This is a genomic window from Corynebacterium sp. HMSC078A10 (genome assembly GCF_001811565.1).
In the GTDB taxonomy this organism is placed as follows: Bacteria; Actinomycetota; Actinomycetes; order Mycobacteriales; family Mycobacteriaceae; genus Corynebacterium; species Corynebacterium hesseae.
The window spans coordinates 103,589-119,981 of sequence record NZ_KV805195.1 but is presented as its reverse complement, the minus strand read 5'-3'; the positions used below and the strand labels follow the sequence as shown (position 1 = coordinate 119,981).

At 61.3% G+C, this 16,393-nt stretch carries 17 protein-coding genes; 6 read left to right on the top strand and 11 right to left on the bottom strand.

Translation table 11 applies throughout. The features are described 5' to 3' along the window. The first annotated feature begins 38 nt into the window (after nucleotides 1-38). Nucleotides 39-308 carry an HPr family phosphocarrier protein gene (locus tag HMPREF2808_RS04220; RefSeq protein WP_070524483.1) on the top strand — a complete coding sequence of 90 codons (270 nt, stop codon included), beginning with the start codon at nucleotides 39-41 and terminating at the stop codon, nucleotides 306-308. 363 nt (nucleotides 309-671) lie between these two features. Here the strand turns inward: HMPREF2808_RS04220 and HMPREF2808_RS04215 are convergent, their stop codons facing one another. Next, a complete protein-coding gene (locus HMPREF2808_RS04215) occupies nucleotides 672-1,952 on the bottom strand; it encodes a uracil-xanthine permease family protein (protein ID WP_070524486.1) in 1,281 nt (426 codons plus the stop codon). Nucleotides 1,953-1,986: 34 nt separating this feature from the next. Then, nucleotides 1,987-3,465, bottom strand: a complete 1,479-nt coding sequence (hflX, locus tag HMPREF2808_RS04210) for a GTPase HflX (protein ID WP_070524488.1) — start codon at nucleotides 3,463-3,465, stop codon at nucleotides 1,987-1,989. 122 nt (nucleotides 3,466-3,587) lie between these two features. Here hflX and HMPREF2808_RS04205 point away from each other — a divergent pair, with 122 nt between their 5' ends. Together HMPREF2808_RS04205 and HMPREF2808_RS04200 are read left to right on the top strand one after the other, a co-directional pair. Continuing rightward, nucleotides 3,588-4,370 carry a hypothetical protein gene (locus HMPREF2808_RS04205; RefSeq protein WP_070524490.1) on the top strand — a complete coding sequence of 261 codons (783 nt, stop codon included), beginning with the start codon at nucleotides 3,588-3,590 and terminating at the stop codon, nucleotides 4,368-4,370. Nucleotides 4,371-4,391: 21 nt separating this feature from the next. Next, nucleotides 4,392-4,925, top strand: coding sequence for a hypothetical protein (locus HMPREF2808_RS04200; protein ID WP_070524492.1), 534 nt, complete (start codon nucleotides 4,392-4,394; stop codon nucleotides 4,923-4,925). Nucleotides 4,926-4,942: 17 nt separating this feature from the next. Here HMPREF2808_RS04200 and dapF read toward each other — a convergent pair whose 3' ends face one another. Genes dapF through HMPREF2808_RS04185 form a run of 3 tightly spaced genes read right to left on the bottom strand, consistent with a single transcriptional unit; the run spans nucleotide 4,943 to nucleotide 7,349 of the window. After that, nucleotides 4,943-5,779, bottom strand: coding sequence for a diaminopimelate epimerase (dapF, locus tag HMPREF2808_RS04195; protein WP_070524493.1), 837 nt, complete (start codon nucleotides 5,777-5,779; stop codon nucleotides 4,943-4,945). An 11-nt stretch (nucleotides 5,780-5,790) separates the two neighbouring features. Then, nucleotides 5,791-6,717 carry a tRNA (adenosine(37)-N6)-dimethylallyltransferase MiaA gene (gene miaA / locus HMPREF2808_RS04190; RefSeq protein WP_070623900.1) on the bottom strand — a complete coding sequence of 309 codons (927 nt, stop codon included), beginning with the start codon at nucleotides 6,715-6,717 and terminating at the stop codon, nucleotides 5,791-5,793. Beyond that, a complete protein-coding gene (locus HMPREF2808_RS04185; RefSeq protein ID WP_070524495.1) occupies nucleotides 6,717-7,349 on the bottom strand; it encodes a hypothetical protein in 633 nt (210 codons plus the stop codon). The genes miaA and HMPREF2808_RS04185 overlap by 1 nt, the downstream gene beginning before the upstream one ends. A gap of 131 nt (nucleotides 7,350-7,480) precedes the next feature. Here HMPREF2808_RS04185 and HMPREF2808_RS04180 point away from each other — a divergent pair, with 131 nt between their 5' ends. Both HMPREF2808_RS04180 and HMPREF2808_RS04175 read left to right on the top strand, forming a co-directional pair. Next, nucleotides 7,481-8,797 (top strand): DUF349 domain-containing protein, encoded by a 1,317-nt coding sequence (locus tag HMPREF2808_RS04180; protein ID WP_070524496.1) that lies wholly within the window; start codon nucleotides 7,481-7,483, stop codon nucleotides 8,795-8,797. Between the two features lie 18 nt (nucleotides 8,798-8,815). Further along, nucleotides 8,816-9,892, top strand: a complete 1,077-nt coding sequence (locus tag HMPREF2808_RS04175; protein WP_070524497.1) for a GNAT family N-acetyltransferase — start codon at nucleotides 8,816-8,818, stop codon at nucleotides 9,890-9,892. On the opposite strand, the gene HMPREF2808_RS04170 is transcribed toward HMPREF2808_RS04175, so the two are convergent. From HMPREF2808_RS04170 to HMPREF2808_RS04145, 6 genes are all read right to left on the bottom strand, one after another. Further along, nucleotides 9,874-10,962, bottom strand: coding sequence for an alkene reductase (locus HMPREF2808_RS04170; RefSeq protein WP_083306846.1), 1,089 nt, complete (start codon nucleotides 10,960-10,962; stop codon nucleotides 9,874-9,876). The genes HMPREF2808_RS04175 and HMPREF2808_RS04170 overlap by 19 nt on opposite strands. Before the next feature lie 28 nt (nucleotides 10,963-10,990). Beyond that, nucleotides 10,991-11,623, bottom strand: coding sequence for an Rv2732c family membrane protein (locus HMPREF2808_RS04165; RefSeq protein WP_070623897.1), 633 nt, complete (start codon nucleotides 11,621-11,623; stop codon nucleotides 10,991-10,993). A 21-nt stretch (nucleotides 11,624-11,644) separates the two neighbouring features. Then, complete coding sequence (gene miaB / locus HMPREF2808_RS04160) at nucleotides 11,645-13,195, bottom strand: tRNA (N6-isopentenyl adenosine(37)-C2)-methylthiotransferase MiaB (RefSeq protein WP_083299157.1); 1,551 nt, start codon at nucleotides 13,193-13,195, stop codon at nucleotides 11,645-11,647. A gap of 8 nt (nucleotides 13,196-13,203) precedes the next feature. Next, on the bottom strand, nucleotides 13,204-13,803 hold the full coding sequence (gene recX, locus HMPREF2808_RS04155; protein ID WP_070524501.1) for a recombination regulator RecX: 600 nt from the start codon (nucleotides 13,801-13,803) through the stop codon (nucleotides 13,204-13,206). Nucleotides 13,804-13,812: 9 nt separating this feature from the next. Further along, nucleotides 13,813-14,946, bottom strand: a complete 1,134-nt coding sequence (gene recA, locus HMPREF2808_RS04150; RefSeq protein ID WP_070524502.1) for a recombinase RecA — start codon at nucleotides 14,944-14,946, stop codon at nucleotides 13,813-13,815. A gap of 238 nt (nucleotides 14,947-15,184) precedes the next feature. Then, a complete protein-coding gene (locus HMPREF2808_RS04145; RefSeq protein ID WP_070563145.1) occupies nucleotides 15,185-15,589 on the bottom strand; it encodes a hypothetical protein in 405 nt (134 codons plus the stop codon). 228 nt (nucleotides 15,590-15,817) lie between these two features. Between HMPREF2808_RS04145 and HMPREF2808_RS04140 the strand changes: the two genes are divergently transcribed. Beyond that, nucleotides 15,818-16,393 (top strand): biotin transporter BioY, encoded by a 576-nt coding sequence (locus HMPREF2808_RS04140; RefSeq protein WP_070524504.1) that lies wholly within the window; start codon nucleotides 15,818-15,820, stop codon nucleotides 16,391-16,393.

Here is a 16,393-nt window from a genome sequence, read left to right as displayed (position 1 = left end):
GTAAGCACGAAATACCGTAATTCGAAAGGATTATCATCATGGCTTCTAAGACCGTCAAGGTTGGTTCCTCCGTCGGACTGCACGCACGTCCGGCTTCCATCATCGCAGACGCTGCCGCTGAGTTCGATGAGGACATCTTCCTCGCCCTCGTTGGCGATGAGGACGAGGATGAGACCGATGCTGCTTCCTCCCTCATGATCATGGCTCTCGGCGCCGAGCAGGGCGACGAAGTCACCGTGACCTCCGAGAACGAGGCGGCTGTCGAGAAGATCGCCGGCCTCATCGAGCAGGACCTCGACGCTTCCTAAAGCACTTCCCGTTTATAGAACGGCAGCTCCCGCTTCCCTCTTGCGCTGAGGGTGGCGGGAGCTTTTCGTTGCTTGGTTGTCTAGCAAAAGGTTCTAGTCATCGGGCTCTACTCAAACGGTTTTGCTGGGGGCAAGGAAACCATATAGAGGTGCCTATAAGGTTCACTTGACCCCAAGAAAACCTTCTGACCCGAACCATGTGAGTAGAACCATGTGGATGCGCTGCCTCATACCGCAGAGGGACCGAAGTAAAAGCACCTTATGCAGACTTCTGCACACATTCACCTGTGGTTTTGCATAAATACGCGTCCAGATGGTGCTTTTGCTCCGGTCCCTTATCCTCGCTAGTCGGCGGAAGCGCCTCTAGTACTTCGCGCCGCGGCCTTCACCGATGGTGCCGTAAAGCTTCTTCATCACTGGGTAGAGCACGATGATGCCGACGGAGCCCCAGGCAATGCCTTCGAGGGTCACGCCGAAGACGTCGAGCGTGAGGTTGCCAATGCCCGCGATGAGCGCCACTGCCGCCGCAGTGAGGTTCACCGGGTTGTTGAAGTTGACCTTGTTGTCCATCCAGATGCGCACGCCAAGCATGCCGATGAGGCCGTAGAGGACGATGCAAGCACCGCCCAGCACGCCGGTGGGGATGGTGAAGATAAGCGCGCCAAACTTCGGGATGAAGGCCAGCGCGATAGCGGTAACAGCAGCCACCCAATAGGCGGCCGTCGAGTAGACACGGGTGGCGGCCATGACTCCGATGTTCTCCGCGTAGGTTGTGGTGCCGGAACCACCGAAACCACCGGCCAGGGAGGTGGCCAGGCCGTCCGCGATGAGAGCATCGCCAGCGAGATCATCGAGGTCGCGCTTGGTCATCTCAGAGACCGCCTTAACGTGGCCGACATTTTCAGCAATCAGAACGACCAACACCGGAAGTGCTGCCGCGATGGCTGAAACGTGGAACTCCGGCGCATGGAACTGCGGGAAGCCAATCCAAGCCGCCTCGCGGATAGACTCCACCGCGCCCTCACCGAGGTTGCCTGTGGCGGCCGCGAAAGCCCAGCCGACGACGACACCAATCAGAATCGACAGACGCGAAACCATGCCCCGCCCAGCGACAGTGGCGAGGATGATGACCGCCAGCGTCACCGTGGCAACCAGCGGCTGGCTCGAATAGTTGGTGGCCGCATTGGGAGCCAAGTTGAGGCCGATCAGCGCAACAATGGCACCGGTGACGGCCGGCGGCATGACAGCGTCGAGGACCTTTCGGCCCGCCGCCTTCACCGCGAGACCAATGGCCACCAAGACCAGGCCAGTCACGAGGACGGAACCTGCCTGCGCGCCAATGCCGTACTGCTGGGAGGCGCTCAACGGCGCAATGAACGCGAAGGAGGAACCTAGGTAAGAAGGCAGGCGGTTGCGGGTAATCAGGAGGAACAGTATCGTTCCCAAACCCGAAAACAGTAGCGTCGTGTTGACCGGGAATCCGGTCAGGGTGGGCACGAGCAACGTCGCGCCGAACATGGCCACCACGTGCTGCATGCCGATGCCGATGGTGCGGCCCCAGCTCAATCGTTCTTCGGGTGCGACAACCGCGCCCGGCTTAATCGTCTTTCCGTCCCCGTGGACGGCCCAGCCAAAATTACTCACGAGCCCTAATTATGGCTCACGCGAGCACCGAAACCTAAGCGTCTTGGTCAGAAACTCGAAATTCTTTGAGCTCGGCGGCGACGGAGGCTGGCAGGCGGACGTCGACAAGCGTGCCCTCCCCCGTGTAGTCCTCGCCGCGCACGGTGCCTTGGGTGTGGATGCGATCGATCACGTCCCCGCGGGTAAACGGCACGAGAAGCCGCACGTGTTCATCCTGAGAGTTGAGGAACAGCTCCACGCGCGTGGTGAGCTCATCAATGCCCTCCCCCGTCTTGGCGGAAACATACACAACGTTGTCGCGGTCGAGGACGTGACGCAGTTCCGCCAACACCAGCGGATCGGCCTGGTCAATCTTATTGATCACGACGATCTCCGGCGGTGCCTCCTCACCGGTCTCCTTCACGATGTCATAAATGACCTGGTTAACGGCCTCTATCTGCTTCAGCGGGAAGGGATCCGACCCGTCCACCACGTGCAGCATCAGGTCTGCTGCGAGGACCTCCTCCAAGGTGGACTTGAAGGCTTCCACCAACTGCGTGGGCAGATGGCGCACGAACCCAACGGTATCGGTGAAGACGACCTGGCGGCCATCGGCAAGCTCGGCGCGGCGAGTGGTGGGATCCAAGGTCGCGAACAGCGCGTCCTCCACCAGCACGCCGGCACCCGTCATTGCATTAATGAGGGAGGACTTGCCAGCGTTGGTGTAGCCGGCGATGGCGATCTGAGGGATCGTCGATGACGCACGGCGCGAACGCTTAATCTCACGTGCCGTTTTCATCGCCTTAAGCTCCTTGCGAAGCAGGGCCATCTGCGTGCGGATGCGGCGGCGGTCCGTCTCAATCTTGGTCTCACCGGGACCGCGCAGACCAACACCGCCGTTGGAACCAGCACGGCCGCCCGCCTGGCGCGAGAGGTTTCCACCCCAACCACGGGTATGGGTATAGAGGTATTCCAGCTGCGCGAGCGAGACCTGGGCCTTGCCTTCCTTGGACTTGGCGTGCTGCGCAAAGATATCCAGGATGAGCATGGTGCGGTCAATGACCTTGGTGTTGAGCGCACGCTCCAGGGCAGAGAGCTGACCGGGGGTTAGCTCGCCATCGCACACCACGGTATCCGCGCCAGTAGCAGCCACGATGTCCTTGAGCTCGTTCACTTTTCCCGAACCGATATAGGTGCCTGGATCCGGTTTATCTCGCTTCTGGTACAAGGCTTCGACGACTTCGGCTCCCGCGGTTTCCGTCAGAGCGGCTAACTCCGCCATCGTGGCCTCAACCTCGGCCACGGTACCTTCGGTCCACACTCCCACGAGCACCACTTGCTCAAGGCGCAGCTTTCGATACTCCACCTCGTAGCCATCGGTGGTGTCTTCCGCGCGGATGGTGGTCTCACGGTTTACTCGCCGGAAGGCGTTGCGCTCCGCAAGGTCGAGATCACCGGTAGTTGGCTCCTGTGAATTGGGCGCCGGCTCACCAAAAGCCTGCGCGAGGAGATCATCATGGGTTTCTTTTGTCATATGTCCCCTATTCTTGCACGTTGTCCCTCTCAACTGGGAATCTCCGCTTCCTGTTCCCACAGACTTCCGCAGCACGGTGACGTATCAGCGCTGGTTTTTGAGTCCCCTCTGAGACAGATACAATGGTGCGCATGACCGTGAAAGAAACCTCCCACCCAGAGATGCAGGCCATCGGCCTCAACTACGAGCGCTGGCAGGACGCCGTTGAGGCAGCCATTTCCAGCAATCAACTGGCAGTGACCGGGGAGGTTCGCGGGGGACAACTTATCCAGTTCGCGGATCCTTCCGGCGCGCAACTCAATATCCTTGCCGTCGAGCCTTTCGCCACCTTCATTGGTTTCGAGGGCGTTACCCAGGGCTTCGCCCACGTGTCGATGATTAATGATGTCTTGGCTTTCCTGGACATCATTGATCCTTTCGGCAACGTGCTCGCGCAGGCGACGGCAAATCTGGCGCAGGGCCCGCTCCTCGCTGACGAAGACACCCAGCAGTGGCAGCAAGTAGAGCTCACTGCGATGGGTCTCAACGTCTCCGCATTCGACAGCACAGACGCCTACGAAGCAGCGAAGGGAAGCTACCCGGCCACGTTTGAGTCCGTGGGTGCGGACATTGTCGCGGCTGGTTCCGGCGCCGAAACCCCCACCCCGCGCTGCACCTTTGCCGCACGGGTCATGGAATCCGAGTGGCGCCACAACCAGCTCACCGGTGAACGCTTCATTCATCTGGTCATGGATGGTGCATTCCCCTTCGATCTCTGCTTGCCCGAGAGCTTTGGAGACCTCCCGGTAAAGGATTCCGTTCTTGCGGGTTCGGCAATGCTGACCGCCTCGATCGCGCTGCCCACTGGTGGCTGTGGCGGCGAAGGCGGGTGCGCCTGCGGCTCCGGCGGCTGCGGCGGTCACTAGAACTTCCGTAGAGTAGTTCACATGAGTTTTTCCGCATCTCAGCGTCGCGGCCTCGCGCTGCTTCTCGCCGTGGTTACCGCTGCGGTGTTGATTCTGACGCTGAAGCTGCCGGGGGTTATCCTCGCCGCGTTTGTGTGCGCAGCGCTGTGGCTCTTTGCCGACGCCCGCCCCAACGCCTCGGAACATGCAGCACTGCGGGCTTCTATTGCGCTCACGGTGGAGGACATCACGGGAGTGCTTGAGGATTACGCGACGTTTGCCACGAGCGACGACGCAGAGTCCCTCGCCGACCGCACGTTGCACCGCCCGGCGCTTGTCGACGCCGACTGCGCCAACCCCGCCATCGAAGCGTTCCACTACGAGATGCATGGCGCGCAACGCTTCTTACGCCGCCTCGACGCTCGAGTAAACTCGCCGAATGCCGAGACAAGTGAGCTTGAATCCCTGCTCAAGGTAGCCGATGAGCGCGCCGCCGAGCTCAAAGAAGCCTGGCTCGCCGCCCGCCGCGCCGCCTTGGCCTTGGGAACCAATTACGAAAAGGAGGACGGACGCTAAACGCCGTCCTGAAAGCCCTATAGTGACGTTTCACCAGTTGCCACGATGCGCGAAGGGCCCGTCAGCGTGGAACCGTCCTCGGTGATTTCTACCTGGACCTGGCCGCCGGGGACGATGACGCGGACGCTACCGGTGATGCGGGAGGCGTCGGCAAGCGCGGCGCACGCTGCCGCCACCGTCCCGGTGCCGCACGAACGGGTCTCGCCCGAGCCGCGCTCGAAGACGCGCATGTGAACCGTTCCGTCCTCCAAGGGCGTGACCAGCTCAACGTTGACGCCAGCCGGGAAGAAGTCCGTATCAAATACCGGTTGCTCGAGGCGCTTTCCAGCCAATTCCTTTGCGCTAAGGTCTGGGATAACCGCCGCCAAATGGGGATTTCCCACGTCTACGCCAAGGCCGGCAAAGCTCTCCCCCGCCATCGACGCTGTGGAGACGCCGAGCACCTGTGCTGGGCCCATCTCCACGCTGACTTCGGCCGCCGAGTCGTTGAAGGAGTGCACGGTCACCTGCTTGGCTCCGGCGCGTGTGCCCACGGTGAAGGTGTCCGTATCCACCAACCCCCGGGAGCGGACCCAGTGCGCGAAGACCCGGGTGCCGTTGCCACACATCTCCGCAATCGAGCCATCTGCGTTGCGGTAGTCCATGAACCAGTCCTCCGCAGCGATGCCCGGCGCGAGTTCCTCAATCTCCCCATTGGCAAGCAGCTGACCGGCGCGGATAACGCGCAGCACGCCGTCCGCACCGATTCCCGCACGACGGTCACACAGAGCCACTACCTTTTCCGGCGGCAGCGCTTCTGTTCCTTCCACAATGACGAAGTCGTTCTCAGTTCCGTGGCCTTTTGCAAACTTCATAGGTTTAAAGTCTACTGTCCTTCCACGATACGCAATGCCTGCGGCGTCGTCTCGGCCGCAGCATCGAGCCACTGGATCCGCTTGTCGCGGTTGAACCAGGAGCGCTGGCGGCGCACATAGCGGCGGGTTCCGGTAATGGTGCGCTCCATTGCTTCTTCCCATGTCAGCTCGCCGCGCTGGGCTTGCAGCACCTGTGCGTAGCCGATCGCCCGGCCTGCTGTGGAGTCAGCCTTCAGACCGTGGGCTTGGAGGTTTTCGACTTCCTCCACGAGCCCTTTATCGAACATGAGGCGGCTGCGCAGCTCAATGCGTGGGTTCAGCCAGCTGGAATCCGTGCGCAGACCGAGGATTATCGTCCCCCACCGGGGCGGGGCGTTCTTCGGTGGCTGGCTGGCTTTGAAGGGCTTCCCAGTTAGCTCGATAACCTCCAGCGCGCGCACGGTGCGGCGCGGGTCTTTGTCCTCGATGATGGCTGCGGCCGCTGGGTCCACAGCGGCCAGCTCCGCGTGCAGGGCATCGGTACCAATCTCTTGGCGCCGGGCCTCCCAGCGGGCCCGCACCTGCGGGTCAGTGGGTGGGAACTGCCAGTTATCCACGAGCGATTGGATATACAGCATGGAGCCGCCCACCAGAATCGGGGTTTTACCGCGTGCACGGATGCCGTCAATATCCGCGATGGCGGAGGCCTGATAGCGCGCTACCGACGCCGTTTCCGTCACGTCCCACACATCGAGCTGATGGTGCGGAATGCCTTCGCGTTCCTCCATTGTCAGCTTGGCTGTGCCGATATCCATGCCCCGGTAGAGCTGCATCGAGTCGACGTTGACAACTTCCCCGTCGAGCTCGTGGGCCAGGGCTACCCCGAGCGCTGATTTCCCGGAGGCCGTCGGCCCCACCACCGCGATAGGGGTTGGGCCGGGTGCTTGAATTTCAGGCATTAGCACTGCCACCCCGCCACATAGCGTCCTACCCCCAGGGTTGAATCCGCCGCCCGCAGTTCCGCGTGACGCGGGTGCACGCTTGCCAACCGTGCCCAGAGGCTCGTCTCGAGCACACCGGCAGCGCGGAGGCGCTCTTCGTCGCAGTGGCCTTCCCCTCCCGCTAGGATGCTTTCGCACCACAGGTGTGCATCCCGTGCGCCATCGACAAGCGCAAGCGGCGCGCGCTCGGTCAGGCCGGCCGAACCGTCAACACAGACCACAGTCAAGCGCCCGGGGCGGACCTCACCGAGTTCAGCGCGAGAATCCTCCACCACGAAGCCCGGTTCATCGGAAGTGAGATTAAGCGCACGGCTAAGCACGTAGCGGGCCATGATTTCCGGAAGGAAATTCCCGCCGCCGACATTGACCTGTGGTGCTCCCCATGCTTTCAAGCTCCCTGTGTGCTCGGTACGCCAACGCACGTCGCACGATCCCACAATGTCCACCTGGAGGGGGCTGCTGCCGCTCACGCGTGCGGCATCACGGACCAGCTCGCACGCAGCACTGAGCAGCGCACGCGAGGCATCGTCGCTGGGTGAGAGTTCTTCCGCCAAGGCCGGTGAGGCTGGCATAATCATGAGATTCTGCATCGACTCCCATCCTATAAGGTTAGTTTTTCGGGGTTAACACGCGGCTGCGCGGCTGAAACGGTAGTGTTGTGTGACATAAGTTCTGGCAGCCGTGTCGCGCGGCGCGATAGTACCGAAGGTGGTTTCCTACCATGTCCGCTATTCCTTCCCCTGGAGCCATGCCCCGCAAGGGTTCTCGTCCCGGCCCAACTCCGTCCGCCCCGGCAGCTCGCCCGGTGCAGCCCGTGAAGAACGATCCCACTCAGTGGGGCCGCGTTGATGCTGATGGTTCGGTGTATGTCAAAGCACCCGAGGGCGAACGCAAGATCGGTGAATGGCAGGCCGGTACTCCCGAAGAAGGCCTAGCGCATTTTGGCGCGCGCTACGATGATCTGTCTACCGAGATCGAGCTGCTGGAATCCCGCCTGAATGCACATCCGGGCGATGCAGCATCGATTAAGGCTACCGCGGCAGAGCTGCGGGAATCCCTGCCCACGCAGGCGGTGATTGGTGATATTGCAGCCTTGGATCAGCGCCTAGGCACCGTCATCGAGCATTCTGTGGAGGCCGGCGAACAAGCACAGGCCGATAAGGCCCGCCGCCGCGAGGAGGCAATCGCAAAGAAGGAGAAGCTCGCCGCAGAGGCCGAGGACATCGCCGCTAACTCGACGGAGTGGAAGGCCGCCGGCGACCGAATCCGCGCCATCCTCGAGGAATGGAAGCAGATCCGCGGCATCGACCGCCACACGGATGATGCCCTGTGGAAGCGCTATTCCCGCGCCCGGGATTCCTTCAACCGCCGCCGCGGCTCGCACTTCGCTGAGCTCGACCGCAACCGCGCTGCTGCCCGCGCCAAGAAGGAAGAATTGGTTGAGCGCGCAGAAGCTATCAAGGAATCCACCAACTGGGGTGAGACGGCGCGCGCTTACCGCGACCTCATGACGGAGTGGAAGGCCGCTGGCCGCGCGCCGCGCGAGATTGATGACAAGCTCTGGGCCCGCTTCCGCGCCGCGCAGGACCACTTCTTTAATGCCCGCAACGCCGTCAACGATGAGCGCGACAAGCAGTTCGCAGAGAACGCCGCCGCCAAGGACGCACTCATTGCGGAATATGACTCCCAGATTGATCCCACCAAGTCGCTCGACGCGGCGAAGGCCAAGCTGCGAGAGCTGCAAGAAAAGTGGGAGGAGATTGGTTTCGTCCCACGCAATCAGGTGCGCGAGTTCGAGGCTAAGATTTCCGCTCTGGAAAAGCGCGTAAGCGATGCCGAGGATTCAGAGTGGCGCCGGACCGATCCGGAGGCCCAGGCCCGCGTGGCTCAGTTCCAGGCCAAGGTGGATGACTTCACCGCTCAAGCAGAAGCAGCTGAGGCCAAGGGCAATACCAAGAAGGCAGAGGATCTGCGTGCCCAGGCGAAGCAGTGGCAGGAGTTCGCGGATGCCGCCGCGGCTGCTGTCAACGGCAAGTAAGCGCGCCGCGTAGCCTGAGTGTTCGTTCACATCGTCGCCCCGCCGGGCTCAGCACACGCTGAGCCGGCTGACTGTCTCCGCAGCTTCGTCTTCGACGCTAACCTTGCCGCACAAGAGGCCAGCGGTGATCCTGCAGCCAGTGGCTCTCCGCGTCGCGTGCTCCAGCGTCTCCAAGGTTCTACGGAGTCACGCACCTACCTCGTTGGTCTGACAGACTCCGTCTTGGGCCCAGCTGGAGAGTTGGGCTTGCCGGTTATTTCGGCCGCCGAGCCCAGCCCGGAAATTGACTTCGACGGTTTCATCCACATCTCGCTTCCGCTTTTGGAAGAGACAGATAACGCCGACATCGAGTGCGTCCTCGCCGCCGATCTCCTCCCGCTGCCTGGAGAAGAGCTGGAGCCGGAAGCCCTCGAGGTCACGCGGATCTTGGCCCGCGAAGCCCTCCGCCTTACCCGCCAGCTAGGCCGCAAGAATGCCCAGGTTGGCATGCTGTACCCGCCGGACGCGGACTACTCATACGATCCGATGTCGCAGGCCTACCTCGAACTGGGCTTTCGCCAGAAGCACGCCGAGCGCCAGATGTACATCGACATCGCTGCCACCTCCCCGGTCCTCGGCGCGCACGTCTGGCCGGACTACGACATTCCGGATGCACTGCTTGACGACGTCCTCCGCTTGCTCACCCTCGCCTCCACCGACGCGGTCTACGGTGACTTGAGCGTCGAGCCCATCGTGTGGACGCGGCAGCGCCTCAAGGAGGCTCACGCCCGACTGCGCTCCCGCGGAGCGCACACTCTGCTCGTGGGTATTCTCGACCGAGGTAAAGTCGTCGCCCTCACGGAGCTCTCCCGTCACGGCGATGCAGACCCCGAGGTGTGCGAGTGGACGCTTACAGTGACTGACCGTGAATACCGACGCCGCGGGTTCGCCACGCGCGCCAAACAGCACGCTCAGTACGCAGTGGCGCACCACTGGCCCACCGTGCGCCGTGCGTATTGCTCAGTGGCCCAGGCCGATCCAGCGATGAACGCGCTGTATGCCCGCCTCGGGGCGCACGTCATTTCCGCCAGCAGCGCCTACGAGCTCACTGTATAAACGGGGTAGTCGGTATAGCCGCGCTCCCCTCCCGTGTAGAACGTTCTCTCATCCGGCGCGGTGACAGGCAATTCCTCCTGCCAGCGGCGGACTAGGTCCGGATTCGAGATGGCCAGCCGCCCCACCGCCACGGCATCGCCGTGCTGCACCAGCTGCTCGGCCTCCTCCCGCTGGGTGATACGACCAAAGCCTGAGTTGAGGATGACGCGTGTCTTCCCGTTGGCGCGAACATGAGTGCTCAGCTCGGTGATGAGCTCACCAGTGGGCTCTGCGTGAAGGAAAGAAACATAGGCCAAGCCGAGGTCTTCGATGGCGCGAAGCAGCCCACCATAGGTGGCGCGCACATCCTCAGTATCGCTTTCCTCAATGCCTTGAATATTGTTTTGCGGCGATAGGCGCAGCGCAAGGCGGTCCGCGCCAATCTCTTCAGCCACCGCACGCAGGATCTCCTCCACAAGACGGTAGCGCTTCTGCGGGCTTCCGCCATAAGCATCGTCGCGGTGATTCGAGCTCGGGGAAAGGAATTGATGCAGGAGATAGCCGTTGGCACCGTGGATCTCTACGCCATCCATGCCTGCGTCAATGGCGTTGCGTGCGGCTTGCCGGAACTCATCGATGATGCGCGGCATCTCTTCACTATCGAGTGCTCGGGGCACTGGGCACTCCTTACGGGATTCGAAATCTCTCACCGCAGTGCCGGAGGCCAGCGCGGAGGGAGCTGCCGGCTCCGCTCCTTCAAGAAGGCTGGCATGAGACAAACGCCCGCCATTCATTACCTGCATGAAGATGCGCCCGCCGGAATCGTGAACGGACTTCGCCACGCGACGCCACCCAGCTATCTGCTCTGGTGTCTCGATACCAGGCTGGCCTGGGAAGGCACGGCTGGTCACCGCTGGGAACACACCTTCTGTCACGATAAGCCCCATGGAGGCGCGTTGCGCGTAGTACCTCTCGTGCAACTGCGTGGGGACACCGTCGCGACCTGCGCGCGACCGGGTCAAAGCCGCCATCGTCACGCGGTTTGGAAGCGTTAGTCGTCCCAGTTCTAAAGAGTCAAAGAGTGTAGCCATGCACTCCACAACACGAATCTAGGAACGCTTATTCCTCGCCCTGCTGGCTCCGGTGGCGTGAGGCGGCGCGTGAGCGGCGGTCGTCGATAAGCAGCGGGTTCTGTTCCGCTGGAAGCGCGGTCGCGGCTTCGTTCTGCAGGACTCCCACGTGGTCAAGCTGCCCCGAGACTTCACGGACACGCTCCGCGGCGGCTAGCTGCTCAGGGCTGTGGCGCAACGCCACTTGGCAGTACACCAGGAAGGCCACCAACGTAGACACAGCGCCCACGTACATGCCAATAGATGCCCCCTCAGCGGCACCGCCGCGGTACCAGAATCCCCACAAGTTAACGAAAAAGGAGATGGTCACCATCATCCATGCGGCGAGAGCCACAGACGTCCGCCGCGTAAGGATCGTAGCGGTAGTCAGAATTCCCACGCCACCCAACGCTAACCAGGCGCTAACGGTCTCCATAAGTGAAATTCGCACTCCCTCGGCGGTTCCGCCTACGAAGAGTGCTTCCCATCCACGGGCGTCACCGGCATAAGGCAGAACCAGATACGCTACCCACGCCACGACAGACACGATGAGCGCATATTTGTGCTTTCCCAGTTCGATGGTCTTCGCCGCGCGCTTTTCTGCGGCGACAGCATCGCGCACCTGCTTCAAGTCATCACTCATAGAATCGGAGCCTACTCCCTTCTAGCAGCCACAGGAATCAGCGGGAGCGCTGGGCTTGCCGACGCCCGGCAGCCCCAACCCCACCCCAATCGGCGCCGTGGTCGGGGTCTGCCCCGCAGCCGACATGTCGCCGGCCTTGGTGCGGCGGTGCTCACTGACACCGGAATCGGCCACGAGGAAGAAGGAACCCGCATCCGTCACGGTGGTGTGCACGACATCGCCAGGGCGAATCTCCGTGGAGATGTCCTTGCCCTCACCATCGACGGGAGCAAAGTGAACGAGGCGGCCATCGCGAGCACGACCGGTAAGGCGGTGGGTCTCGGCGGACTTGCGGCCGCCTTCCGCCTGGACCAGGAGCTCCACATCGGTGCCGATGAGCTTCGCATTCTCCTCGGCCTGGATGCAGTCTTGCAGCGCTACAAGGCGCTCGAAGCGCTCCTGCACTACCTCCTTCGGGATCTGGTTCTCCATGACCGCAGCCGGGGTTCCCGGACGCGGCGAATACTGGAAGGTAAACGCGGAGGCGAAGCGGGCGCGACGCACCACATCCAGGGTGGCCTCAAAGTCCTCCTCCGTCTCACCGGGGAAGCCCACGATGATATCGGTGGTGATGGCGGCGTGCGGCATTTTCTCGCGCACTTCGTCGAGGATGCCCAGGAACTTCTTCGTGCGGTAGGAACGGCGCATGTCTTTGAGGACCTTGTCGGAGCCAGACTGCAGCGGCATGTGCAACTGCGGGCACACAGCCGGAGTCTCCGCCATGGCATCGATGACGTCGGAGGTGAACTCTGCCGGGTGCGGGGAAGTAAAGCGCAGGCGCTCAAGCCCCTCGATCTTGCCCACTTCCCGCAGCAGCTTGGAAAAGGCGAAGCGGTCTCGCGGCAGGTCCGGGTCAGCGAAATTGACGCCATAGGCATTGACGTTTTGGCCCAGCAACGTCACCTCGGACACGCCCTGCTCCACCAAGGCCTGAACCTCTGCGAGGATGTCGCCAGGGCGGCGGTCCTCCTCCTTGCCGCGCAGGGAAGGAACGATGCAGAAAGTACAGGTGTTATTGCAGCCCACGGAGACCGATACCCACCCGGCATAGGCGGACTCGCGCTTGGCCGGCAGCACGGAGGGAAAAGCCTCAAGCGCGTCGACGATTTCAACCTGGGCCTCATCATTGTGGCGAGCGCGTTCAAGAAGTGTCGGCAAAGCCGCCATGTTGTGGGTGCCGAATACCGCATCGACCCACGGCGCATGGTCAAGGACTGTGTCCTTATCCTTTTGCGCCAAGCAGCCGCCCACAGCGATCTGCATGCCGGGGTGGTTCTCTTTCGTCTTCTTGAGCGCACCTAGGGTTCCATACAAACGCTTGTCGGCGTTCTCACGCACAGCACAGGTGTTGAAGACTACGAGGTCAGGCTCGGCGCCATCCGGTGCCGCCGAGTAGCCGGCTTCCTCGAGCAAACCGGAGATGCGCTCGGAGTCATGAACGTTCATTTGGCAGCCAAAAGTCCGCACCTCATAGGTGCGGGGCTGGCTATTGATTTCGGGGGAGCTCACGGGGGGACATTCTAACTGGCCCATCCGGCTACTCATAATGCCTTTAATTCGGCGATGCGCGCATCAAGAGCCTCGATGGATATGCGCATGACAAGTTCCTGGTTGTAGCCGCGCCGCGCGAGCGTTCCCACGATGCGGCGCAGGAATTTGTCCCTTTCATGCCGGTCGGCCGGAACCTTTTTAAGCGTCCGCGCCTTCTTCTCCGCGACCTGGCGGGCGACGGCCTCTTCAGATTCGTCTGTAATCTGCTCTAAGGCTGCGGCCCGATCAGCGGCATCAACGCCCTTCTCCTTGAGCTCCACGTTGAGGGCGCGGGACGACTTGCCGCGCCGCGCATGACGCTGGCGAACCCATTCCTTGGCAAAGCTCGCGTCATCAACAAGGCCGACATCTGCGAGGTCATCAACAACTTCCTCGACCACGTCGGGCTCGAAGTCCGCAGCAACGAGGCGGTCACGCAGTTCCTTGCGGGAACGCGCTCTCTGGTCCAGCAGACCGAGCGCACGAGAACGCACGGGAGCCTTCGCAGCTTCGGCTTCTGCGTCAACTAGCTGTCCGCCCGCGTCACCTGATTCATAGGATTCGAGGGCCTGGCGCAGCTTCTCAATCTTCTCCGATGAGGGTTGTGCCATAGATCCCGTTTAGTCGTCGTCGAAATCGACGTTCGGAACCAGATCCACAGACTCATCCGTCAGCGGATCATCTGCTCCTGGCACATCCATGGCCACGTTGTCGCCACTCTCGGCAGCGGCAGCACCCACACCGAGCTTGACGAAGATCTTCTTCTCAATCTCATCCGCCAGATCCGGATTATCCTTGAGGAAGTTACGAGCCTTCTCCTTGCCTTGGCCCAGCTGGTCACCCTCATAGGTAAACCAGGAACCAGACTTCTTGATGAAGCCGTGTTCGACGCCCAAGTCAATAATGGAAGACTCGCGCGAAATACCTTCGCCATACATGATGTCGAACTCAGCGATCTTGAACGGCGGGGAGACCTTGTTCTTTACAACCTTGAGCTTGGTGCGGTTACCGATGGCATCCTGACCGTCCTTGAGGGTCTGAATGCGGCGAATATCGCAGCGCACCGAGGCGTAGAACTTCAGCGCCTTACCGCCAGTCGTGGTCTCCGGCGAACCAAACATCACGCCGATCTTTTCACGCAGCTGGTTGATGAAGATGGCGGTGGTCCCCGAGTTGTACAGAGCACCCGTCATCTTACGCAGCGCCTGGGACATGAGACGAGCCTGGAGGCCAACGTGGCTATCACCCATCTCACCTTCGATCTCCGCCTTGGGGGTCAGCGCAGCAACCGAGTCAATCACGATGATGTCAATAGCACCAGAGCGCACGAGCATATCGGCGATTTCCAAAGCCTGCTCACCAGTATCTGGCTGGGAGACCAACAGGTTATCGGTATCAACGCCAAGCAGACGTGCGTACTCCGGATCGAGAGCATGCTCAGCATCGATGAAGGCCGCAATACCGCCAGTCTTCTGCGCCGATGCAATCGCGTGCAGAGCAACGGTAGTTTTACCCGAGGATTCCGGACCATAAATCTCCACGATACGGCCACGCGGGAAGCCGCCGACGCCCAATGCGATATCGATGGCCGTATTACCGGAGGAAATAGCCTGGATTGGCGGGCGATCATCATCACCCAGGCGCATAACGGCACCCTTACCAAAATCCTTCTCAATCATCGCCATGGCAGCGTCAAGGGCTTTTTGACGATCATCGCCCTTGCTCGCTGCCGAGGACTTCTTCTTCGTAGCCATTCATTTCCTCACTATCGTGCGTCAGTTGTAGTGCGTTCTTACGCGTTAATTAAAGCTGGCACCTAATTAGACTGCCACGTGGCAGCTGAGGTTCCCTGGCGCGACTCAAACAGCCTTAGCGCCCTCTCCTCAAGCCACGAAGTCACCCTAACGTGCCCGCCGGACCACGTCCCACAATACACACACAAGTGTTCGATTTTCCATTTCGCCCAAGCGCGTGTCCCAGCGACAGCCTCCACTACTGAAGCACCCAAGGACCGTCCTGCTCTTGCCGCGAGAAGGTCACCTTCTCAGCAGTCTGAAGAACGGCCACCTCCTCCCCTAACGAGCTGCAGACATCCAGGTCATCGAGGTTAGCCCTGCTACTCATATACTTGGAATACCCCGACCCTTGCACATCACGGTACAGCTCAACGCTACCCGCCGCCGGTGGCACCCACTCATCATCCTCATCTGTACCTCCCTGCCAGGTTCCATCGCTGGCGGCGAGGACATCCCTTTCGGTAGCGCCAGGGCAAATAATGATCACCCGTTCATACTCCGAATCGAAGATGTCACCGATCGGCATGTCTACGCTTCCCGGCTCCCCTTCCTCGACCCCAGCGGCCTCATCGATATTTTCGATGACGTTCGCGGAATTCACCAACGAACATCCAGCTAGGCCGCCTATGGCCACACCGGAAAGAAGTGCTACTACCCCATAGCGCGCCCTAAGGCACCCTAAACCCTTAAGCCACGCTTGTTTCTGCCCAATTTCCATGCACCAAAGATACCCCGTTCGGGGTGGATGCGCTGCCCAAAATGCATGCTTGAACACTGTTCAAAAGGTACTATTTGCTGCACAGTTATCCCACTGGATAAACTTTGGCCCATGAAAAAGAATTCCGTCGCGACTGACATCGCGTACGTCGCGGTCTTTACCGCACTCATCATAGTCTTTGCTTTTGTCTCTATTCCTACTCCCACCGCGGGCGTACCCATCGTTCTTCAAAACGCGGTCATCATTCTCGCAGGCCTAGTGCTCGGCGGCCGCCGCGGCCTCTTCGTAGGCCTACTCTTCATTGCCCTCGGCCTCGTCGGCCTTCCCATCCTCGCCGGCGGACGTAGCGCGTTGAGCGCTCTCGCCGGCCCCACGGTTGGCTACCTCGTTGGTTATGTGGTCGCCCCGGCCATCGCCGGACTCATCGCCTACCGCGCCCCGCGCAACAAGGGTGGAATGACGCTCATCCTCGCTATCGCCGGCGTCGTTGGCCTCGCCGTCCAGTACTTCTGCGGAATTCTCGGCCTGATGTACCGCTCTGACATGTCCTTCGGTGCAGCCACCATCGCCCAAGGGCCATTCCTCATCCCCGATCTCATCAAGGTCGCCGTAATGGTTGTCATTGCGGTCGGCGTCCACGCAGCGTTCCCAGACCTGATGGGCCGACGCACCGCTAAGGCGAAGTAG